Consider the following 21090-nt stretch of genomic DNA (forward strand, 5'->3'; position numbering starts at 1 on the left):
CCCTCCGTCATAATGGCGGAGGGCCCTGTTTTTATAGTCAGCGCAGTGTTTTAGGTCAACGCAGTGAAATTCGACGACGGCGGTCGGTGCCGCCGCGAAGGTCCCGGTTCAGCCTGCGGTCGCCGTGGTAGAGGATGGATTCCCAATCCACTTCTTCGGCAGTCTTGGGAACCACCAACGACTCAGGTTTCGCCTTGGGCTTGGGCTTGGGTGCGACATAAAGCCAGTTGACCGCCCCCAAAACAACATCCACCACGGAGTTCCACAGGCCGATGTACGCCTGGATGCACATCATGGCCAACACCGCATTCAGTGAGGCGAAGGCGACGTTGCCCCAATTGCCCTGCTGGGCGTCTCTCCAAACCGTCAGCACAGAGAACGCGACGATGGCGTAGGGAATCAGGACGTAGATGGCGGGGGCAGCTGTCCGATCCTTGACCTTGGGGGTTCGGACAAAGGGAATCTTGTCGCCTGTGAGGCCCTGCTGGAGCGACTTCAAAACGCCGGCGAGGTTGACCGGCAGCAGGATGAGGTTAAAGCCGTAAATGCGGAAGATGTCGCTGAAGCGGTGCCCGCAGTCGCGAAGGTCGGAGCCCATGCACAGGAAGTACGGCAGTGCTGCAATGAAGACTGCGGGGCTAAGGAGCCTACTGTCATAGGGGTATGCCAGCAGGAAGAGCAGCCCGAAGCTGGCCCAAGTAATTGACGCCATGTAGTTCACACGCAGGAGAACCTCGCGGAAGAGTATCCGCTGCCGTTGACTTCGCCGCTGCGAGAGTTGGTTCCAGAGCTTGGGCAGGATCAGCAGACCGCCGTTTGCCCAGCGTCGACGCTGCACCACCAGTGAACCGAAGTCGGGTGGTGTGGCGCTGTAACTCAAACGCTCCGGATAATTGACCAGGGTCCATCCGTGGGTGCCGAGGTCAATGCTGGATTCGGTGTCCTCGATGACCGTTCGGTCCTGGATATAGGTGCGAATTTCGAATCCGCCCACCGTCTCAACTTCAACGATGTCCTCCAGGGCGCATTTGCGGATAATCGCATTGGCGCCCACCCAGAACGTGGCTCCGTAGAATGTCATGCCTTGATGAAGAATGTGCTGAATGTCCGTGGTGGCACCGGCGATCCTCTCAATACGGGTCGGAGCACCACGGAACGAAGAATAGGGCGTTTGGGTCACGGCCACGCGCTCGTTACCTGCAGATTCCAGGAAATAAACCAACCGCAGGCAATAGTCCCGCAGCAAGAGGGAATCGGCGTCCAAAGTCAGCAAATAGGTACTGTCCGGGACCAGCAGATCGTCATCACGCGGAACCAAGGACGGACGAAGAACCACACTTCCAGCGGTTTCTTCCCGCCTCCACCGCTTGCCCATCAGCGAAATGTAAGCGTTGAGGTTCATGGCTTTGTTGGCCTCGTGGGAAAGGCTCGCGTACCGCTTACGCTCAAAAGTTTCAGTTCGAACGTTGAAAATCCACGTGAGCCTCAGATAGAGCTGTTCCATCCGCTCCGGGTTGGGGGCCGTGTTTTGAGCCTTTGCGGCTTCCAGCGCCAACAACACCAAGCGAAGTTCACGCGCCAATCCCATGATCACCAAGTCCACGAAGAACTCGTCCACATGGTCTTCCACGTTTTCGGCCTCAGCCATCGCCTCCAGCCACTCCACTGCTGCCTCATACTCCGTGATCAGGAGTTGGAGTTCATCGGCTTTGTCCGCACCCGGTGCATGCACAGCAAGGGGCGAAGCGTGTCTCTCCCGGAAGGTAGCAAGGGCCTCGTTGGCGCGTGCTGCCGGAGCCGACAACGCAGCTGAGATCTGACCCGCCAGCGCCCGGGTCTGTTCAAGGCGGTGAATCTTTTCCGGCTCGGTAGGGTGTGGCGGATCGTCCAGCAGCAACACCACGCGCAGATCCGGGAACTCCTGAAGGGCGGCTGACCACAGCGTTCCCCTGACCACCTGGGGTTCTTCGGCGTAGGACGGCACCAATACCGTTACTGCCTCTTTGTAGTTGGCGAAGTGATTATCGAGTTCCCCACGAGGTACCCTGCGGTGTTCCTTGAACCGGTACAGTGCCCCTTGCCGTGCCATGAGATACATCAGTGCAGAGAACGTCAGGAACGTGACAACAATCAGGTAAGAGATCGACTCAAATCCGAATCGGAAACCCGGGTTCGGATTATTAACAAACTGCCTGATGATGGTGGAGACCACGTAATAAAGCCAAGCCCCCACCGTCACAAGTATGGCAAGCCTGCCGAGCACGATCTTTCGTGAAGTGGGGGTTGGGTGAACAATGGCCAACGGCTCAGACCGCCGCTCCGACCCCCATTGCCGCTTTCGCCCCGCGTTTTCCATACGCTCAGCGGGAAGCTCCTTGGAATCCCGCGCAACATCGGATAAATCAACCAACTGGTCCGTCATAATTCCCCATCAGACTGTGAACCGCGACTTCCGGCTCGATAGCCGGTTGAACGTCCGACTTCTGTAACAAAAGCATCGCCGATTGCCCTTATAGTAATCGATAACAGCAGCCTTACGATTCCGGTGTGGTCTACGGAAATTGATGGAACGATTCTTGGCCTCATCCAATGGCTTGGCGTCTGCTCGCTGTAAATTCAGGTCTCAATCTTGGGGGAACCATGTCGAAACACTTTCCTGGACGAAAGCTGTCCTGGATTCGGCTCTCCGTGCTGCTGGCCGTCATAGCGGCAGTTGTAGGGGCCGGCGTCGTTTCCTGGCGTAACTACACCGATACCCGTGCCGCGGCAGCGTCACCCTCGTCCTTCGCGGGATACGTTGATGTGACGGCAACACCGCGTTACGCATTCGAGCAACCGGTCAGCGACAACACAAAATCAGTGGTTTTATCGTTCATCGTGGCGGACGCGAAGGATGGATGCACGCCGTCCTGGGGCACCTTCTACAGCCTGGACGCAGCGGCCTCGGACCTTGATTTGGACCGGCGTATCGCCCGGCTCCGCCAAACCGGCGGCGATATCGCCGTCTCCTTCGGTGGGCTATCCAACCAGGAACTCGCCACTGCATGCACCGACGACGGCCGGCTCCAGCAGGCCTACTCAACCGTGGTTGACCGATACGACCTCAACACCATTGACCTGGACATTGAGGGCACGGCTCTGACGGACAAGGCAGCCATCGCACGGCAAGCCAAAGCCATCACTGCAGTACAGAAGGACAGGCAGGCCGAGGGCAAGAGCCTATCCGTGTGGCTGACGTTACCCGTGGCTCCGTCGGGGCTGACCGCGGACGGGACAGCCGCCGTCGAGCAGATGCTGTCCGGCGGAGTGGAACTGGCCGGTGTGAACATCATGACCATGGACTACGGCGAAAGCCGAGTGCCAGGACAGTCCATGCTGCAAGCCTCAATAGCGGCAGCCGAAGCAACCCACGCCCAGTTGGGTGACGTTTACTCGGCAGCCCAGCAGAACCTTGGTGCGCAGACCCTATGGCGCAAGATTGGCCTGACCCCCATGATCGGCCAAAACGACATCGTGGCTGACGTGTTCACTCTGTCCGACGCCCAAGGTTTGCACGACTTCGCACAGAGCAAAGGCATCGGGCGGATGTCCATGTGGTCCTTGAACCGGGATGCCGAATGCGGGCCCAACTATCCCACCCTGACCGTGGTGTCCGACGCTTGCAGCGGTGTGCCGCAGGGTGCCGCACGTTTCTCCGACGTGCTGGGCGCAGACATTGACTCCAAAGCAACTGCCTCCCCCAGCCCGGTGCTGCCGACAGGCACAACCACTGCCACTGCCGTAGTGGACGACCCCGCCACCAGCCCTTACCCGGTCTGGTCTCCCGTGGCCACGTACGTTCAAGCGGACAGGATCGTTTGGCAGGGGAACGTCTACGAGGCCAAGTGGTGGACCAAGGATGATGTGCCCAACGACCCCATCCCGGACCGGGCCGCGGCACCATGGAAGCTGATCGGCCCCGTCCTGCCCGGCGACCGGCCCAAGCCTCAAATCACAGTTCCAGCCGGAACGTACCCGGCGTGGTCATCCAGCACCGTCTACAACAAGGGCGACCGGGTAATGCTGGACCAGCACGTCTTCGAGGCCAAGTGGTGGGTTCAAACTCAGAGCCCGGAAGCCGCGTTGCAGGGCTCCACAGATTCGGCGTGGATGAAACTCTCCAACGAGGAACTGACAAAGGTGCTGGCTGGCGGGCAGTAACGCGAACATGGGCGGGGTCCAGGCGGGCCTCGCCCGTGCTCAATGCATGAAGCCGCTGCCGTCCCAGTCCCGGTCGTACTTACCGCAGCGTGTGCAGCGCCTGTACCGGCCGCTGCCATCCTCCGCGGATTCCACGTGCCAGCGGTGGTGGAGGTTCAATTTGCACATGATCGCCTGGAGCATGGCATTCTCCGTTCGAAGCACGCTGCCCCGCGAGACGACGCGTTACATACGTGTGTTTAAGTTTAGGCCGTGGCTCTTTCCGGCGGGTAGTGGAGCTGTATTCTCTTTCTGAGCCACCACTTGATGGCCTTTTCAGGTTTGGAACTACGCCCTGCAGGTGCTGAACCATTGATGTTCCTGGGGGAACCATGAATCGATCCCGATCCGCGCGGCTCTTTGGCCGACTGAAGTCAGTGGGATTCGGGGTCACGGCCGTCGGTGCCGCGGTATTGCTGTCAGCGTGCACCATGATTCCTTTTCCGCCGGCACCCATTGCAACTACGCCACCTGCAAGCACGGCTCCAGCAGCGCGAAATACAGAAACCGCGACGGCGGCATGGGAAGTTGCGCTCGATCCCATCGGTCAGCCTGTGGTGGCCGACGGCGTCGCCCTGGTTTACGCGAAGACTGCAACCGGTGTGAATGCCCATGCGTTCTCAGTTGCGGATGGCAAACAGTTGTGGACCCAGCCTGTTCACCCGGGACTCGAAGCAGTCGGCGTTCCCCTTGAACCTGCTGTCACCAGAACCGCCGGAGGAAGGAGCGCGGCGATCTTCCTGCAGGCAGCAGCTCCCCCCGCGGATGATGGCGGCGTCGGGTGGTGGACTTCCCCCGTGGCCTTCGACCTGCGAACCGGCAAGGAACTTTACCGCGGAAGGGAAGAACTGGTCAGCACGCGCCCCTTTGCCTGCGACGACCTCCAGGAAATGTGCTTTATCGCCTACGACGAGACCTCCCAGTCTGTAGAACATTGGGTGGACCTTGAATCCGGTGAGGACCTGGCCGGTGCCGAGATTAATCCGCTTCCCGGCAATTTTCGGCCCGTCGGCAAGCAACTGTACTCGGTGGTGGCTGACGGCATTGAAACGCTTGCCCACGTCTCTTTCGGCGAGGTCCTGTGGGAAGTAGAGATAGAAACCGTTTTTGGGAAGGGCGCCACCACCGACATGGGCTGGCACTTCAACTACTCCGAAAAACTGGATCTTTATGTTGGCTCCGTTGGCATCAACCCTACGAACTTCTCTCCCGACAAATTTACGGAACAAAGCTTCTCGCTGAACCTGCGTGAAACTACCAAAACCGTTGGACTCCGGGCTTCCAGCGGGCGGGTTTTGTGGACGGCTGAGGGCACGCAGCTTGAGTGCGCCAAAACCCTGGGCACTGCCGCTTCCAAACTGGGCGGCGGGGATGGATATCCCGTCCGGTGCGAGTACGTAGACGGTCACATCGAATTTCCCGCCGGCACATACCGGGGCAGCCACTCGAAAGTGGTGGGGTACGATCCCCTCACCGGCAAGGCCGCATGGGAATCCAAGCCGGTGGAGGTACACAGTTGGGAAACCACCGGCCTCATACCGTCAGCAAGCCATGGCGACTTCGTGATTACGGGCCACTACGCGGACTCAACCCTGGTGGACACCCGCACCGGGAAATTCCGTGGGGCAAGCTTCCAAGACGGTTTTGTCTGCTGGGAGGAAACCACGTACACCATGCCGCTTAATGGCCCCAATAAGGATCAGCCGGGTGGTGGGATCGCAGCCGGCTCGCGCACAGCCTTTCCGTGCCTCAAGAGCGGCAGCCCTGCTCCATCACTGACCTATGGTGCCCTGACCGACGTGAGCACTGTGGACAGTGACATGGCGGTCATCTCCTTGAAAGGAAAAGTGGCCGGATACAAGCTCCTCAAGGAATTCGTCTAGCCCTTGAAAACGGGCGCCCGCTTCTCTTGGAACGCCCGGAAGCCTTCGGCGTAGTCGTCGGTCTTGCACAGCCGTGCCTGCTCCGTGTTCTCCTCCGCCATGGAAGCCCAGAGGCCCAGGCGCTGGTCACGGATGTGGGCCACGAGTTCCTTCGACGCGTTGAACGCCGATGTAGCCCCAAGAGCAACTCGTTGCACGATCTCCCGGGTCACGGGCAGCAATGAATCTGCCGGCATCGCGCGGCTGAACATCCCCTGCTCCACGGCTTCCGCGCCGGAGATAAGGTCCGCGGTGTAGATCAGATCCAGTGTGCGGTGCATGCCCAGGCGCTCCGTGAAGTACCAATGCCCGCCCGAGTCCAGCGTGGCACCGAGCTTTGCAAAGGGTGAGCCGAACTTGGCGTTGTCCGCCACGTACACAACGTCCGTGGCGAGCAGCAGTCCCAGCCCCACCCCCAGGCAAGCACCGTGAGCAGCGGCAAACGTCGGCGCCGGGAACGCGGCCATCTTCTTCAGCAGTGGCTCCACGAGTCCGCCGAGGTACGCCTGGGCGTCGTCGGTCTCCGGTGTCACTCCTGAGATGTCGCGGCCGGCACAGAAGGCGCGGCCCTCTCCGCGAAGCAGCAGCGCCCGCACCTCACCGCGTGAGGCGGCGGCAGCAGCGTCGTCGTACGCTTTGTCCAGTTGGGCAAGCGCGTCCTCGTTGAGCGAGTTCAGCTTGTCCGGGTAGTTGAGGACGATTTCGGCAATACCGTTGGCAATGGAGAGCTCGATCATGGGGACTCCTTAGACGTCGAAGTCGACGGTAACTTCTTCGCTGGTGGGGTGGGACTGGCAGGTGAGGACGTAGCCCTTGTCCAGCTCGTCCTGTTCAAGGGCGTAGTTCTCATCCATGGTCACCGTACCGGTGATCAGCTTGGCGCGGCAGGTGCCGCAGACACCGCCGGCGCACGCGAACGGAACGTCGGGGCGGACACGCAGCGCGGCGTTGAGGATGGATTCGCGGGCGTGCGTGGGGCTGGCGACATCGCCGGTCAGGCCATCGAGCTTGAAGGTGATCTTGTACGTGTCCTGCGACTCGTCCTCCACAACCGGGCGGCCGGCGTTGCCCTCGGGGCGGTCCGGGCGGCCAGTGGTGAACAATTCGAAGCGCACGTGCTCGGGCTCCACGCCGCGGGAGGCGAGGGTGTCACGGCACAGTTGGACCAGTTCGAACGGCCCGCATAGGAACCACTCGTCCACGTCCTCGGCACGGATGGCGCTGCTAAGAAGCGTCTGCAGCTTCTCGGAATCGATGCGGCCGGTCATCAGCGGTGCGATGCGCTGCTCGCGGGACAACACGTGATGCAGCGCCAGGCGCGACGGGTACTTGTCCTTCAGGTCCGCCAGCTCCTCCAGGAACATGACATCCATGGCAGCTTTGTTGGCGTAAACGAGGTCGAACGTGGTTTCCGGGTTGGCTGCCAGGAGCGTCCGCGCGATCGCGATCACCGGCGTGATGCCCGAACCGGCGGCAATGGCCACGAAGCTGCCAGGCTCCCCGGCCAGCTCCTCCGGGTGGTTCATGGAGTTCATGACGTTGTGCTGGACCGAGGCGCCGTCCTTGCCGTGCCTCGAAATGAACGCACCCTGCGGGCTCATGACGTCCAGGACGTCGCCGGCCTTGAGTTCGGCGTTAGCCCACGTAGAGAAAACGCCGCCCAGGTCCTTCTTGATGGCCACGCGAATTTCGCTGCTGCCGTCCTCGAAGCTGCGCGGCTCTGCGCAAATCGAGTAACTGCGGCGGACCTCGTGCGGCTCGCCGCTCTCATCCGGCAGCGTGGTGCGCAATGCAACGTACTGGCCGGGCAGGTAGTCGTACTGCCCCGCCAGCTCGGCGGGAACCCCGAACGTGACCTCAATGGCATCGTCAGTAAGGCGCCGGACTTCCGAGACGGTCAGGTTGTGGAAAGACGCACGACGGCGGCTGGCCGTCTGGGTTTCGGTGGTCATGGAATTCCTTAGAGGACTTTGAAGTAGTCGAACGGTTCCTTGCAGTCCTGGCAGACGAACAACGCCTTGCAGGACGTGGAACCAAAGCGGGTGAGTTCCTTGGTGTTCAACGACGAACACTGCGGGCATTTCACGGCCAGGCTCAGGCGGACAGGACCGGAGTGGCCACCTGCGGCAGCCATGCCGCTGGGCGGAGCGATCCCGTATTCCTCCAGCTTGGCCTTGCCGGACTCGGTCATCCAGTCAGTGGTCCACGCCGGCGACAAAACCAGGTTCACGTGAACGCTCGCGTAGCCCTCCTTTTGGAAGGCTGTCCGCAGGTCGTCACCGATGGCGTCCATCGCGGGGCAGCCCGAGTACGTGGGCGTGATGGTGACCTCGACGGCGGTACGTGAGGCACCGCCGTCGTGCTGGTTTCCAGTGGTGGCCGCCTCAGGCGAGTCAACGACGCGCACGCCGCGGAGGATCCCCAAGTCCTCGATGGTGAGGACGGGGATCTCCGGATCGCAGACCGTGGAGGCGATGTCCCAGGCCCGCTGCTCAGCGGTCTTTGACTGCGTCCCTGACAGGGTAGTCATGCTGATCACCAGCTCGCGCCGGGATGCTCGCGGGCCAGGACCTGCATTTCAGCAAGGATGTAGCCCAGGAACTCGGAATGCTTGCCCTTGCGGCCGCCGCCCAGCGACTGCGGGACGCCGGGGATTTCCAGCTCGGCCTCAGCCATGATCTCACCGGTAAGGCGATCGAATTCGGCGCGGAGGCTGGAGGGCTGAACCGCGACACCGGCCTCGGCCAGGCGCGTGGTGAGCTCGTCGTCCTCGAAGAGTTCGTCCACATACGGCCATACGAGCTTGAAGCCTTGGATGATTCGTGCGCGGGACTCGTCCGTGCCGCCGGCCAGGCGAAGCACCCACTGCGCGCTGTGGTCTCGGTGGTAATCCACTTCCTTCACGGCCTTCGCGGAGATGGCTGCAAGGGTGGCGTCCGTGGACTCCATGAGCTTGGTGTAGAGCTCGAACTGGTAGAAGCTCACGATGAACTGCCGGGCGATGGTCACCGCGAAGTCGCCGTTGGGCTGCTCAAACAGGTGTGCGGAACGGAACTCGTGCTCGCGGCGGAAGTACGCGAGGTCGTCCTCGGACTTGCCCCAAGCAGCACCGGCATAGGTCAGGAAAGACCTTGCGTGGCCCAACTGGTCCAGCGCGATGTTGCCGAGGGCGATGTCTTCCTCGAGCTCGGGAGCACGGGAAATCCAGTGGCCCAGGCGCTGGGCGAGGATCAGGCCGTCGTCGCCGATGCGCAGCGCGAACTCTGCAACATCTTCGCTGGGCTTGACCTGTCCGCGGCTGATTTCCAGCGCGATATCCTCAGGGCGCAATGCGTTGCCCGGCGTGATGCGCGTGGCGCTTGCCGAACCGTCGCCGGAAGCACCGGCTCCCTGGACGCCAACGGAAATGTCGCCGTGGCCTTCGATGGCGAAGTCAGTATCTTTAGTGCTCACAGGTGCTTCACGCCTTCGCTCTTGGTGTAGTACGTTGCGTGGCGGTAATCCTTGCCCTGCGGGGACTCGAAGAAGGAACCCTTGGAGTCGGGATCGCTGGAGGAAATCGCCTCCGCCGGGACAACCCAAATGGAGACGCCTTCATTGCGACGGGTGTACAGGTCCCGGGCGTTCCGGAGGGCCATGGCCGCATCCGGAGCGTGCAAGGAACCTGCATGCACGTGGGACAGGCCGCGGCTGGAGCGCACAAAAACCTCCCAGAGGGACCATGGGGATTCCTGGTGCTCTTCAGTGGTGGCCGCAACCTTGGGGGCTTCGCGGTTGATTTCGCTGGCGGCGCTGGCCGGTGCTTCCGGGTTGCCGTGGGGGCTCATGCTGCGTGTTCCTTCTGTGCTTGCTTGCGGGCGTACGCCACTGCGGCTTCGCGAACCCAGGCACCGTTTTCGTGTGCCTCACGGCGGCGCTCGACGCGCTGCGAGTTGCAGGGACCGCGGCCGGCCAGGACTTCCTTGAACTCGTTCCAGTCCAAGGGTCCGTGCTCCCACTTCTTGGTTTCTTCGTTGAAACGGATGTCCTTGTCAGGCAGGGTCAGGCCGAGGACCCGGACCTGCTCCACCATCATGCCGACGAACCGGCTGCGCAGCTCGTCATTGCTGAAGCGCTTAATGTTCCAGGCCATGGATTGCTTGGAGTTCGGTGAATCGTCATCCGGCGGACCGAACATCATCAGGGACGGCGCGTACCAGCGGTTTACTGCGTCCTGGGCCATCTGCTTCTGCGCAGGAGTACCGTTGGCGAGTTCCAGCAGGATCTCGAAACCCTGGCGCTGGTGGAACGATTCTTCCTTGCAGATGCGCACCATTGCGCGCCCATAAGGACCATACGAGGCACGGCACAGGGGCACCTGGTTGCAGATGGCGGCACCATCCACAAGCCAACCGATAGCCCCCATGTCCGCCCAGGAAATGGTGGGGTAGTTGAAGATGGACGAGTACCGGGCCTTGCCGGCGATCAGGTCTTCCATCATCTGGTCCCGGGACTGGCCCAGGGTTTCGGCGGCCGAGTAGAGGTACAGGCCGTGACCGGCCTCGTCCTGGACCTTGGCCATGAGGATGGACTTGCGCTTCAGGCTCGGTGCCCTGGTGATCCAGTTGGCTTCCGGCTGCATGCCGATGATTTCCGAGTGTGCGTGCTGCGAGATCTGGCGCAGCAAAGTCTTGCGGTAAGCCGCCGGCATCCAGTCGCGCGGTTCGATGCGCGAGTCCTCCGAAATAATGCGATCAAAATACGCCTGTCCGGCTGCCTCCCGCTCCTGCTCTTCCGGGGACAGCTCAGCGGGCACTGACTGCAGATTCTGCGATGCCATGGTTGCTCCTAATAAATTACCGACCGTTCGTTCAGAATATGCGGAGCGGGTGATTTCAGTCAAGCGTTCGTTCCCGGGTTTGGACTTGATTCCGCGGCTCCGCGTTGTTGACAAGATCCGCGCTGCCCGCCGTGTTAACTTGGGGTGGGACCTCAGCTGTCCCCAGCCAACGCTAGAAAAGAGCCTTACGTGGAATCGCCCCAGCCCTTCAGGATTCTCACCGTCTGCACCGGGAACATCTGCCGCTCCCCCGTGGCCGAACGACTGCTGCAGACCGGGCTCAACCAGGTCAGCCCCGGAGCATTCGAGGTCCGCAGCGCCGGAACGCGGGCCATGGTGGGTGAGCCAATCCAGCCGCTCTCAGCCCAAATCATCAGCACGTTCCACGGCAGCCCCGACGGTTTTGCCGCCAGGCAACTGACCCCCAGGATCCTCAAAGAAACCGATCTGGTGCTGGCCATGACGTCCAAGCACCGCGGCGAAGTTCTCCAGCTGGATGCGTCCCTGTTGAAGCGCACCTTCACCGTCCGGGAATTTGCCCGGATGCTGGCTGTGCTGGAGAACCGCGGAGATACTGCCCAGGCCAGCGACATCACGGAATTCTGGCGTGCACTTCCCAGCAGGGCGGCCTCGGTCCGCCACCTCGCGTTGCCACCCGATCCTGCAGACAACGACGTGGTAGACCCCTACCGACGAGCGGAAGAGGTCTACCACCAGATGGAGGATGAGCTGGCCCCGGCCATCCTAGGCATCCTCCGGTTCGCGCGCCTGACGGCGCCGGCCTAATTGGTCATCACTAGTTGAGGGCAATCACCAGCATCTGGCTGGTGCCCGGAATGCAGGTCTGCAGGACAACTGCGGGGAACCCACCGAAGACTGCTGCCACATCGTTGGTGCTTCCCGGGTTGGGTACCTGGCCCCTGCCGGTGGCAGTGAAGGTTCCGTAGCCCGGGATGGAAACTGTCTCGCCGACGCCGATTCCGGAGAACCGTCCCCAACCTCCGCAGAAATCATGCTCCGTGATGAACGTGGCGTAGGCGTTGGTTGGCGTGTAATGAATAGGCCCGATGCAGGCATCCACCATTGATTGTCCGCCGGCTCCTGCTACGTAGATGGTCCTGACAGCAGGTGCGGGAGCGGGTGCTGGTGCGGGTGCCGGAGCCGGGGCGGCAGCAGCGGGAGCGGCCGCGGCCGGTGCTTGGACAACAGGTGCAGCTTGGGCGGCGGGAGCTGCGGGAGCCGGCGCCGGTGCGATCACCGCAATGGGCGGTCCGGTGAGCTTCAAAACCTGTCCCGGCACGATCACCGAGTAGGCGCTAAGGCCATTGGCAGCCAACATCGCAGTGACATCCACGCCGAAGCGCGACGCTATGGCACCAACAGTGTCCCCGGATACCACCGTGTAGAGATTGGGGTCACCAGCCGGGGCAGCAGGGGCGGCCTCGACAGGAGCGGGAGCTGGTGCGGCTGGTTCGGGAGCTGGGGCGGGTGCTTCGGCAGCGGGAGCTGCTGGCACTTCAGCCGCCGGAGCTGCTTGTACTTCCGGCGCTACCTCCGCTTCGGCATCTTGGACTGGCAAAGCCGCAGGTGCTTTAGCATTGTCGTCTTTTGTAAATGGCACCTGTTCATTTGAAACAGTTTGCTCACCCGCAGGCTGCGTCGCCCAGTTGACGACGCCAAAAAACAGCGGGATCAGCGCTAATATCGCGAGCACTGCGCCGGCAATCAACAGCTTGGATTTACTGGACTGCGGCCGCCGAACATCGCCATTGCTCTTGGTTGACAGGGACGTCTGAAGATCTAAGTCATTCATGTTCATGGGAAACCCCGGGACTCCATGGCTCTGGACCGCGCGTGACAGGCCCAGTGGGCCCGCGTGAGAGAAGCGCAGCAACGTATTGGGAGGAGCACCACCCACAAATAGATGGGGGGTGCGGTCCACCGCTGAGCCGGAGGAACGGAATTGCAATAACCCTAGGAATTTCAATAGTAGGAAAGGGCCATGCCCGCCGCACGAGTAGGAACTACTCGACTTTCCTGCTTTTGGCCTTAACGGTTACTTGGGTATTACGCAGTTTCCAAGAAATGGACTACTTGCTTTTGGTGCGGGCTGGGTGCCGCGGCGCGTGGTTACGTTCACGGACAGTACGACGGCGGCACTAAAGACGGGCGCGGAGGCGGCAGGCCGCCGTCGCACTCGCGGGAAAAGCTGATCCTCGGGCATGGGCCAAACGGATCAGCGATCGGCTTGCCCCGGCTCCGTCACAGTACGTTGAGCCCAACCCAAGCCCTCGCTGCGGCTGCAACAACCAAGGAATTCATGACACTCTCCAACCATGCCCAAAACCCCTCCGCGGAATACGGATCACACCGCACAAAGAAGGGTAAGAAGACCGCCCGGAATGTGCTCCTTGGTTTTGCAGCTGCAGTTCTTTTGCTTGGCCTTGTTGCGGGCTCTTATGTCTTTAATCTGATGCAAAGCTTCAACTCCGGCTCTACCAAGATCCACAATGCCTTCCCGGAAGAATCCACCCGGCCCCAGAAGGCCGAAGGCAACACGGCAATGAACATTCTTGTCCTGGGCAGCGACTCGCGTGGTTCATCAGAAGCGGATGTGGAGGCCAACACGGCCACAGATCAGCGTGCGGACACCCTGATGTTGGTGCACGTTCCCGCCGACAGGAAAAAGACCTACGCGATATCCCTGATGCGGGACCTGTGGATAGATATCCCCGGAGTGGGAGAATCAAAAATCAACGCCGCCCTTGCGTACGGTGGCGTCCCGCTGATGGTTCAGACGGTCGAGTCGCTCCTTCAGCAGCGCATCGACCACGTAGCAATGATCGATTTCCAAGGCTTCAAGGGTCTTACCGATGCCCTTGGCGGGGTTGAGGTGGACGTCAGGATTCCGTTCGCACCAAGCTCAGGACCCAAGGCAGGGCAAGTCTACGACGCCGGCAAGCAGACCCTCAACGGTGATGAAGCCCTCGCCTTTGTCCGCGAGCGCAAAGCGTTCAGCGACGGCGACTACCAGCGCGTTCGCAACCAACAGGCATACCTCAAGGCCATCATCGGCAAGGTCATTGCCCGTGAAACCCTGACCAACCCGGTCACCATCAGCAATATGGTCTCCGCTGTGTCCCCGTTCGTCAGCGTGGACAAGGACTTCGATGCCGCGGCAATCGGCAGTCTTGCCTTGTCCATGAAGGACGTCCGGGCGCAAGACACTGTGATGTTCACCCTTCCGACCCTTGGCACGGGAACATCGCCGGACGGGCAGTCGATCGTCCTGGCTGACACCACCGCGATCGCCGATGTCACAGCGGCACTCGCCAAAGATCAAGTGGATGCGTACATCACGGCCCACGCGCTCGACAAAGGGTTCTGAGCGGCAGCGGCTACTGAGCGGCAGCGGCTACTGAGCAGCGACGGCTAATGAGCAGCGCCGCTGAGGGTGTTGGCGCTTAGGGTGTCGGCGCTTCCCCACTTAGTGAACGGAAACAGGAAACCGTCAACCCTTCCAATGATGTCCGCCCGGCTTGCTGTCTTGACGCAACCGGCTGGCGCTCCCACGTTCCGGCATGCGGAGACAGAATCCTCGGAATTGGAGCGGTGGTCGCCTAGGAAAAGGTACTGATCCTCACCCAGAACGATCGGACCGAAGCATCGCGGTGACCTGGCCGCCGTCGAACAGTCCAGCTCATCGCGGATGAACCCGAGGTCTTGGAAGATATATGGTTCCGCAACAGCCGCACCATTGACTGTTACTTGGCCGCCAACATCGCAGCATTCCACGGTGTCGCCCGGCAACCCCACCACCCGTTTGACCAGGTACTCCGTGTTGGCGGGACCGATCCCCGTCAGCTCACCAAACCAGCCGACGCCTGTGCGCAGGGCACCGCGTTGGGGCGCAGCACCCCATCCGGCTGGCTTGCTGAAGACAACAACTTCACCCCGCTCGGGTGCGGAGCCGATGTAGGCAGTACGGTTCACAAGCACCCGGTCCCCTACATTGAGTGTCTGCTCCATGGACCCTGAAGGTACGGAGTAAACCTTCACAACAAAACCTTGGACCAAGGACACAACCATCAACGCAAGCACGACCTGAAGCCATGGTGAGCGAAGCAGCCGACGGCGACTGACGCCTTTCGCTGACTCGGAACTCATTTGCGAAGAACGTTTAGAGGATGCCCGCACCGACAGGAACGGAGATGCTGCTGGTAGCTACAAGGGTGCGGCCGCCAATAACCACGGTCACTGTGACAGCGAAAGAAGCTAGCAGACTGACTGACACGCCCGTACTGGTGCCCGCCAATCCGAAAACAATCGGGAGATTCAGCGTGCCGTTGCTCGCGACGGTGACGGGCACACTATTGGTCCACGTGGTGGACGGGAAGCCGAACTGTCCCACCAACGGTGCGGTCTGGTACACCGTGGTGCGCTGGCTGGCGGTGGTGGCTGTCCCGTCGAAGGAATACACGCCAAAGCCGCGAGCCCGGCCGACGGGGATGCTGATGCCCGCAGGGCGGGCAACGGACACCGTCACAAGAGCGTCCTCCGTCACCGCACCTGGACCGTTGGTGAAAGTAAGCATGGTGGGAACGGTGACGAGTGACTGGGCCTGGAGCAAGCTAGTGCCGTCCAGCAGTCTGAGGCTGAGCAGCGAGGTGGACGAAGCCGTGAAGGCAAGACTCAAGGTGCTCACTGAAGCCACGGCCGCAGGGGCGGCGACTGCGGCAGCGATTACCGGCATGGACCAAGCAGCGCCTTTAACTACAGTGCGGCGGGAATGCGACTTGGAAACGGTAACTTCGTGGCTCATTGCTCTTCTTTCAGCTCGGAATGAAATCCAGCGGTTGGAACGCAGCGCCTTCCGAATTCCCGCCCTTGAGGAATAGACACCACCCACGGGTGGATACTCATAGTGAGCCGACGTTACGGCACCCAGGACGCAGTGCAACAGGTGACGTAGTCAGAAGGGCTACGCTCACATTCGTTCTCCAGACGTAGTTCGAAAAGGCGATCCGGGAAGCACCTCCCGGCAACCAACCGCCGGGGGCTACGCCAGCTTCTTCGCTACTGCCAGGCCCGCCAGGGCCCCGAGTGTGTTCGCGATGACATCGGACAGGGCGGTCACCCGGCCAGGTATCGCCAATTGGAGAACCTCAATAGTCCCCGAGGAAGCAGCCGCGAGAAGGGCCAACGTCCACCAACTCCACAGCACAGGCCTCAAGAGACGGACGAACGCCCCGAACGGGACGAACAAGACGATGTTCGCGACGAACTCCACTCCAATGCCGGCCGCATCCGGCGGGAGACCCAGAAACGAAAGCCAGCCGGCAATAACCCCCACGAAACCTGTGACAGTACTTGCTTCACGCGCGGGCAAAAAGACAACGAAGGCCAACGAAACGAGGTAGGCGATGAACAACGCTTTGAGCCACCACGTGGAGTACTTCCGGTCAAGCACCGCTGGCCTTTCCTGGCGCCTGGGACGCCACAGGTATGCGTCCGCGCTTCCATCCAAGGGCAGCGCCGGGGCAATCATGAACAACAGCAACTATAGAAGCGAACCGGACTCCGGCCCGGCGCCCCAAGCGGCATGGGCTAAAACTGCTTGATCTGCTGCTCACCCGGGCTTTTTCGGCGTATGCTCTCCTCAGCGCAGGATAGACGCGTTGTTCGCTTTGGTGGGGCCACTTTTGAAGGCGGGGGTTCAGTGGCAGGAGTGAAGCACGGAGTTCTTCCTTTGCGCTCGTCGTTGCAGCAGAAATTACCGCTGTTCCTGGTGCCGGTTGGCGTCTGTTTGGTGCTGCTTGCGTACGGTCTGGCAAGCGGAGCGGGCACGACGACGGCGCAACTGGCCGGCGACCTGGCCATCCTTCTCGCTGCACTCACCGCGCTGACCACCCATACCCTCGCTGCCCGGAAGCGCCAGGACAACAACCCGGGCCGCTGGTTCATCGTTGCGGGCTTGGCCATCTGGAGCGCCGGGCAAACGGTCTGGACCATCAATGGCATCACCCTGAACCACCAGTACCCGTTCCCCTCCTTCGCAGATATCGGCTTTGTTTGGTACGCCCTGCCCACGTCCATCGGACTGGTGCTGCTGTTAAGGGGCCAGGGGCGGCGCATTCCACTGCGCCGCACCATCCTGGACGCGGGAGTGGTGGCTAGCTCCACGTTCTTCATTGCGTGGAGCTCCGTGCTGGGCCCCTTGGCCGGAGCCACGGGCCAGGACGCTTTTGCCCAGGCCACGCAAATGGCTTACCCCATCGCAGACGTCTTCATGGTCTCCGTGGTGATCGTCCTGACCATGCGCGCAGCCCGGGGCCGCAGGCTTCCTTGGCTGACCCTGGGAATTGGCTTCTGGGTCCTCGCCATTACAGACCTGGCGTATATGAGCTTCACGCTCCAAGGCATCTCCGGTGTCACGGGATCCCCTTTGGCGCTGGGGTGGGTGCTCGCCTTTCTGTTGGTGGGGCTCAGTCCGTTGCTCCCGGAATCAGGCACCCCGCAAAAAGACGGGCGGGTCTACGCCGCAGCCCTCGAGCTGCTTCCCTATCTGCCCGTGTTCAGTGCCGTGTTCTTCTCGCGCAGCCGTCCCATCGGGGAGGACCGCACCCTGCTGGTCACCGGGCTGGTGGTGATTGTCTTCGTGATCGTGCGGCAGGTGCTGATCGTCGTCGAAAATGTGACGCTGACCCGCGAACTCGAATCAAAGGTGGCCCAACGCACCGCCGAGCTTGAGGGTTTGGGGGCAATCGTGAATTCCTCCGGCGACGCCATCATCGGCGAAACCCCCGACGGCGTGATCACCAGCTGGAACCCCGGCGCCGAGCGCATCTTCGGCTACCCCGCTTCTGAAGCAATCGGCCGGCAGGGAGACTTCTTCGTTCCGCGGGACTTGGTGGAGAACGAACGCCGGGCGTTGGAAAGCACCGCCCAAAGCGGCCACGTGCAGAACTACGAAAGCCAGCGGCAACGCGGCGACGGCAAGGTTATCCCCGTGTCCGTGACGCTCTCGCCCGTCCGGGGCGAATCCGGCATCCGCGGCGTCGCCACCATCTCCCGAGACATCACCGAACGCAAAGCCGCCGAGAAGGAACTCCTCGCAGCCCGCGAAGCAGCTTTGGAGGCCAGCCGCCTCAAGTCCGAGTTCCTGGCCACCATGAGCCACGAGATCCGGACTCCACTCAACGCCGTGATCGGCCTGACCTCGCTCATGATGGACACGCCCCTCAGCGAAGGCCAGAGGCAGTACGCGCAAGGAGTGAAGGGTGCGGGCGAGGTCCTGCTGACACTGATCAACGACATCCTTGACTTCTCCAAACTTGAGGCCGGCAAAGTGGACCTGGACATCAACGCCTTCGACCCCCGGGAGCTGGTGGAAGAAGTAGCAGGACTGGTTGTGGAAGCTGCCCAGGGCAAGGACCTGGAACTCATTTCCTACTGCCACCCGGACGTTCCGGCTCGCCTGATGGGCGACGCCGGGCGCATCCGGCAGATCCTGCTCAACCTGTCCTCCAACGCGGTCAAGTTCACTCCCGACGGTGAAGTGGAAGTCCAGGTCTCCGTTCTTGCCCACGACCCAAATCTTGCCCACGACCCGAACAAGGCATCCCTGCGCTTCGAGGTAAGGGACACCGGCATTGGCATCAGCGCCGAAAACCATCAGAGGCTCTTCGAATCCTTCGCCCAAGCGGACGCCTCCACCACACGCCGCTACGGAGGAACGGGACTGGGCCTGGCCATCTCACGGCGCCTCACGGAAGTCATGGGTGGCAGGATCGGCCTGGACAGTGAGCCTGGAGTGGGCAGCCGCTTCTGGTTTGATCTTGAACTGCCTCTTGGCCCGGCCGCCACTGAAACGGAATCCTTGCCTGCCACGTTGGCCGGACGCCGGGTTTTGGTAGTGGACGACAACGCAACCAATCGCCTGGTGCTCGATACCCAACTGGCCAGCTGGGGCATGGTCCCCGTCTCGGTTGCCGACGCTGCCTCCGCACTGGACGAATACCGGGCTGCGGCTTCGTCGAGCCACCCGTACGACATCGCCGTTGTGGACATGTGCATGCCCGACACGGACGGGCTTCAACTTGCCCGCAACATCAAGAACGAGAGCAACGGTTCCGGCGGGCCGGGGATCATCCTGTTGACCTCCACCATGCAGGTGGAAAGGAGCGACCTTACCTCGGCGGGAATCCGCGAATACCTCACCAAACCCGTGCGCAGCTCCGAGCTCTACAACCGTCTCCTGCGCGTGCTGGCCACAAAGACCACCGGCGCACCTTCAGCGCCGGCGATTAATCACCCCGTTGAAACAGCCGATCCTGTGCCGCGGCTCGGGAAGCTGCTGGTAGCGGAGGACAACGAAGTCAACCAGCTAGTGGCCCGTGGCATGGCGAACCGTCTCGGCTACGAAGTGCACATTGTGGACGACGGCGAGCAGGCCGTTTCCGTCGCACTATCCGGCACGTACGCGGCGGTGCTCATGGACTGCCACATGCCCGTCATGGACGGCTTCGACGCAACCAAGGCCATCCGTGCCCGCAACGGTCACTCCGCCAGGATTCCCATCATCGCCATGACGGCCGGCGCCCTGGATGAGGACCGCGAGCGCTGCTTCGCTGCGGGCATGGACGACTACATCAGCAAGCCCGTGGATCTGGCCAAACTCGCTGAAGTCCTCGCCCGGTGGGTACCGCAACAAGAGCAAACGTCGACGGCGGGTGGCTGGTTGGACGCCGCAGCTTCGGCGGCCGTCGCACAACAGCCGGCGGAAGCACCGGCGTCGAACGTTGTTGTTCTTGACGAGGAACGGCTGCAGATCCTGCGGGAGCTGGGACCCGCCGACGGTTTTGGTCTCTTGCCCGAGGCCATCAGGGCTTTCCGGCAGGATACCCAAAGTGCCTTGGAGACGTTGCGCGCTGCCCTGGCAACCGGTCAAGCCGCAGCTGTGGAGGTGGCAGCGCACAAGCTCGCGGGCGCGGCAGCCAACATAGGAGCGGTTGGAGCTGCCGGCCTTTGCAAGGATCTGGAACGGCTCGGACGCGATGCAGGACCGCAACTGGGAGCCGATGGAGCGCTGTTGCTGGGCCACTTGGACACTGAACTCACGCATGTGAACCAGGCACTCGAACGCACCCTCACCGGAGCAGACTTAAAGGGAACACCATGAAAATCCTCATCGCCGACGATGACCAGATCTCCCGAATGATTACCAAGGCCGCCGTGGAGCAGTCCGGCCACGAGTGCATCGTGGCCGTTGACGGCGACTCTGCGTGGCAGCTCTATAAGGAACACAGCCCTGAAGCTGTGGTGACCGACCTGATGATGCCCGGCCTCAACGGGTTGGATCTTTGCCGCGCCATCCGGGCGGCCGAGGAAGATCGCTATACCTACGTGATCCTGGTGACCTCGCACGGTTCCCGGAAAGATGTCTTGGCCGGAATGGAAGCCGGAGCTGATGACTACGTCACCAAACCCTTGGATCCGTTCAGCCTCCACATCCGCCTCCTGGCCGCCCAACGCATCACCTCCTTGCACGCTGACCTCGCCCGATACCGTTCTGCGTTGACTGAACAGGCGCGGACGGACCCGCTGACAAAACTGCACAACCGCCTGAAATTGGCCGAGGACCTGGGCACACTGCACGGCGGAGGCGCGCCGGATCTGGACTACTGCCTGGCCATGGTGGATGTGGACAACTTCAAGAGCTACAACGACATCTACGGTCATCAGGCGGGCGACGCTGCACTGATTTCCATCGCGTCAACGCTGGCCGGTGAGGTGCGGAAGTCTGATGGCGTTTACAGGTTCGGCGGCGAAGAATTCCTGTTGCTCCTGCGCGATCAACGGGCCGCCGACGCACGGACGGTGATGGAGCGTGTTCGGACCGCGGTGCAGGAGCTGCGGATCGAGCATTCCGGCGATCCCGACGGCGTCCTGACCATCAGTGCGGGCATCTCGGCCTTTACCGACGGTCACCGTGCCGGAACCGAACAACTCCTGCGTGAAGCCGACCTCGCCCTGTACGCAGCGAAGGCCTCCGGCCGGAACCGGGTGTCCTTGGCAAAGTCGTGACGCTGATCCGGAGGTCCCGGCCGC

At 61.8% G+C, this 21090-nt stretch carries 17 protein-coding genes; 6 read left to right on the plus strand and 11 right to left on the minus strand.

What is annotated here, in order from left to right:
• Nucleotides 1–55 precede the first annotated feature (55 nt).
• On the minus strand, nt 56–2356 hold the full coding sequence (locus AC1RJY_RS16245; protein WP_011775842.1) for a glycosyltransferase family 2 protein: 2301 nt from the start codon (nt 2354–2356) through the stop codon (nt 56–58).
• Between the two features lie 284 nt (nt 2357–2640).
• On the opposite strand from AC1RJY_RS16245, the gene AC1RJY_RS16250 reads away from it, so the two are divergent.
• Complete coding sequence (locus tag AC1RJY_RS16250; protein ID WP_498602723.1) at nt 2641–4200, plus strand: chitinase; 1560 nt, start codon at nt 2641–2643, stop codon at nt 4198–4200.
• Between the two features lie 371 nt (nt 4201–4571).
• Nucleotides 4572–6122 (plus strand): outer membrane protein assembly factor BamB family protein, encoded by a 1551-nt coding sequence (locus AC1RJY_RS16255; RefSeq protein WP_498602724.1) that lies wholly within the window; start codon nt 4572–4574, stop codon nt 6120–6122.
• Here AC1RJY_RS16255 and AC1RJY_RS16260 read toward each other — a convergent pair.
• From AC1RJY_RS16260 to paaA, 6 genes are read right to left on the minus strand one after another with little or no spacing between them, the layout of a single operon-like run.
• Nucleotides 6119–6898 (minus strand): enoyl-CoA hydratase/isomerase family protein, encoded by a 780-nt coding sequence (locus AC1RJY_RS16260; RefSeq protein WP_011775846.1) that lies wholly within the window; start codon nt 6896–6898, stop codon nt 6119–6121. The genes AC1RJY_RS16255 and AC1RJY_RS16260 overlap by 4 nt on opposite strands.
• Nucleotides 6899–6907: 9 nt before the next feature.
• Complete coding sequence (gene paaE / locus AC1RJY_RS16265) at nt 6908–8113, minus strand: 1,2-phenylacetyl-CoA epoxidase subunit PaaE (protein ID WP_210063402.1); 1206 nt, start codon at nt 8111–8113, stop codon at nt 6908–6910.
• An 8-nt stretch (nt 8114–8121) separates the two neighbouring features.
• Entirely contained in the window at nt 8122–8691 is a 570-nt protein-coding gene (paaD, locus tag AC1RJY_RS16270) for a 1,2-phenylacetyl-CoA epoxidase subunit PaaD (RefSeq protein WP_187329897.1), read from the minus strand.
• Nucleotides 8692–8696: 5 nt separating this feature from the next.
• Complete coding sequence (gene paaC / locus AC1RJY_RS16275; RefSeq protein ID WP_011775849.1) at nt 8697–9614, minus strand: 1,2-phenylacetyl-CoA epoxidase subunit PaaC; 918 nt, start codon at nt 9612–9614, stop codon at nt 8697–8699.
• On the minus strand, nt 9611–9988 hold the full coding sequence (gene paaB / locus AC1RJY_RS16280) for a 1,2-phenylacetyl-CoA epoxidase subunit PaaB (protein ID WP_011775850.1): 378 nt from the start codon (nt 9986–9988) through the stop codon (nt 9611–9613). Before paaB ends, paaC begins: the two co-directional genes overlap by 4 nt.
• A complete protein-coding gene (gene paaA, locus AC1RJY_RS16285) occupies nt 9985–10980 on the minus strand; it encodes a 1,2-phenylacetyl-CoA epoxidase subunit PaaA (protein WP_011775851.1) in 996 nt (331 codons plus the stop codon). Before paaA ends, paaB begins: the two co-directional genes overlap by 4 nt.
• Before the next feature lie 189 nt (nt 10981–11169).
• Here paaA and AC1RJY_RS16290 point away from each other — a divergent pair, with 189 nt between their 5' ends.
• Nucleotides 11170–11766 (plus strand): arsenate reductase/protein-tyrosine-phosphatase family protein, encoded by a 597-nt coding sequence (locus AC1RJY_RS16290; protein ID WP_498602725.1) that lies wholly within the window; start codon nt 11170–11172, stop codon nt 11764–11766.
• Between the two features lie 10 nt (nt 11767–11776).
• Here AC1RJY_RS16290 and AC1RJY_RS16295 read toward each other — a convergent pair whose 3' ends face one another.
• Nucleotides 11777–12799, minus strand: coding sequence for a LysM peptidoglycan-binding domain-containing protein (locus AC1RJY_RS16295; RefSeq protein WP_498602726.1), 1023 nt, complete (start codon nt 12797–12799; stop codon nt 11777–11779).
• Nucleotides 12800–13300: 501 nt separating this feature from the next.
• On the opposite strand from AC1RJY_RS16295, the gene AC1RJY_RS16300 reads away from it, so the two are divergent.
• Nucleotides 13301–14368, plus strand: a complete 1068-nt coding sequence (locus AC1RJY_RS16300) for an LCP family protein (RefSeq protein ID WP_498602727.1) — start codon at nt 13301–13303, stop codon at nt 14366–14368.
• Nucleotides 14369–14412: 44 nt separating this feature from the next.
• On the opposite strand, the gene lepB is transcribed toward AC1RJY_RS16300, so the two are convergent.
• The 3 genes from lepB to AC1RJY_RS16315 all read right to left on the minus strand — a co-directional run bounded on the left by lepB (nt 14413) and on the right by AC1RJY_RS16315 (nt 16528).
• Complete coding sequence (gene lepB, locus AC1RJY_RS16305) at nt 14413–15147, minus strand: signal peptidase I (protein ID WP_498602728.1); 735 nt, start codon at nt 15145–15147, stop codon at nt 14413–14415.
• A gap of 13 nt (nt 15148–15160) precedes the next feature.
• On the minus strand, nt 15161–15802 hold the full coding sequence (locus AC1RJY_RS16310) for a hypothetical protein (RefSeq protein ID WP_238324368.1): 642 nt from the start codon (nt 15800–15802) through the stop codon (nt 15161–15163).
• Nucleotides 15803–16039: 237 nt separating this feature from the next.
• Entirely contained in the window at nt 16040–16528 is a 489-nt protein-coding gene (locus AC1RJY_RS16315; RefSeq protein WP_498602729.1) for a VanZ family protein, read from the minus strand.
• Nucleotides 16529–16699: 171 nt separating this feature from the next.
• On the opposite strand from AC1RJY_RS16315, the gene AC1RJY_RS16320 reads away from it, so the two are divergent.
• Nucleotides 16700–20161, plus strand: a complete 3462-nt coding sequence (locus AC1RJY_RS16320; RefSeq protein WP_498602730.1) for a hybrid sensor histidine kinase/response regulator — start codon at nt 16700–16702, stop codon at nt 20159–20161.
• Complete coding sequence (locus AC1RJY_RS16325; RefSeq protein WP_014922594.1) at nt 20158–21066, plus strand: GGDEF domain-containing response regulator; 909 nt, start codon at nt 20158–20160, stop codon at nt 21064–21066. Before AC1RJY_RS16320 ends, AC1RJY_RS16325 begins: the two co-directional genes overlap by 4 nt.
• The last annotated feature ends 24 nt before the right edge of the window (nt 21067–21090 follow it).

The organism is Arthrobacter sp. GW822-FHT05G07, assembly GCF_058799755.1.

Excerpts from the sequence above, each read along its gene's own strand:
- AC1RJY_RS16255 (WP_498602724.1), top strand. The coding sequence starts at position 4,572 with ATGAATCGATCCCGATCCGCGCGGCTCTTTGGCCGACTGAAGTCAGTG.
- paaA (WP_011775851.1), bottom strand. The coding sequence starts at position 10,980 with ATGGCATCGCAGAATCTGCAGTCAGTGCCCGCTGAGCTGTCCCCGGAA.
- AC1RJY_RS16325 (WP_014922594.1), top strand. The coding sequence starts at position 20,158 with ATGAAAATCCTCATCGCCGACGATGACCAGATCTCCCGAATGATTACC.
- AC1RJY_RS16300 (WP_498602727.1), top strand. The coding sequence starts at position 13,301 with ATGACACTCTCCAACCATGCCCAAAACCCCTCCGCGGAATACGGATCA.
- AC1RJY_RS16250 (WP_498602723.1), top strand. The coding sequence starts at position 2,641 with ATGTCGAAACACTTTCCTGGACGAAAGCTGTCCTGGATTCGGCTCTCC.
- paaB (WP_011775850.1), bottom strand. The coding sequence starts at position 9,988 with ATGAGCCCCCACGGCAACCCGGAAGCACCGGCCAGCGCCGCCAGCGAA.
- AC1RJY_RS16295 (WP_498602726.1), bottom strand. The coding sequence starts at position 12,799 with ATGAACATGAATGACTTAGATCTTCAGACGTCCCTGTCAACCAAGAGC.
- paaD (WP_187329897.1), bottom strand. The coding sequence starts at position 8,691 with ATGACTACCCTGTCAGGGACGCAGTCAAAGACCGCTGAGCAGCGGGCC.
- AC1RJY_RS16310 (WP_238324368.1), bottom strand. The coding sequence starts at position 15,802 with ATGAGCCACGAAGTTACCGTTTCCAAGTCGCATTCCCGCCGCACTGTA.
- lepB (WP_498602728.1), bottom strand. The coding sequence starts at position 15,147 with ATGAGTTCCGAGTCAGCGAAAGGCGTCAGTCGCCGTCGGCTGCTTCGC.
- AC1RJY_RS16260 (WP_011775846.1), bottom strand. The coding sequence starts at position 6,898 with ATGATCGAGCTCTCCATTGCCAACGGTATTGCCGAAATCGTCCTCAAC.
- AC1RJY_RS16315 (WP_498602729.1), bottom strand. The coding sequence starts at position 16,528 with ATGATTGCCCCGGCGCTGCCCTTGGATGGAAGCGCGGACGCATACCTG.
- paaE (WP_210063402.1), bottom strand. The coding sequence starts at position 8,113 with ATGACCACCGAAACCCAGACGGCCAGCCGCCGTCGTGCGTCTTTCCAC.
- AC1RJY_RS16245 (WP_011775842.1), bottom strand. The coding sequence starts at position 2,356 with ATGGAAAACGCGGGGCGAAAGCGGCAATGGGGGTCGGAGCGGCGGTCT.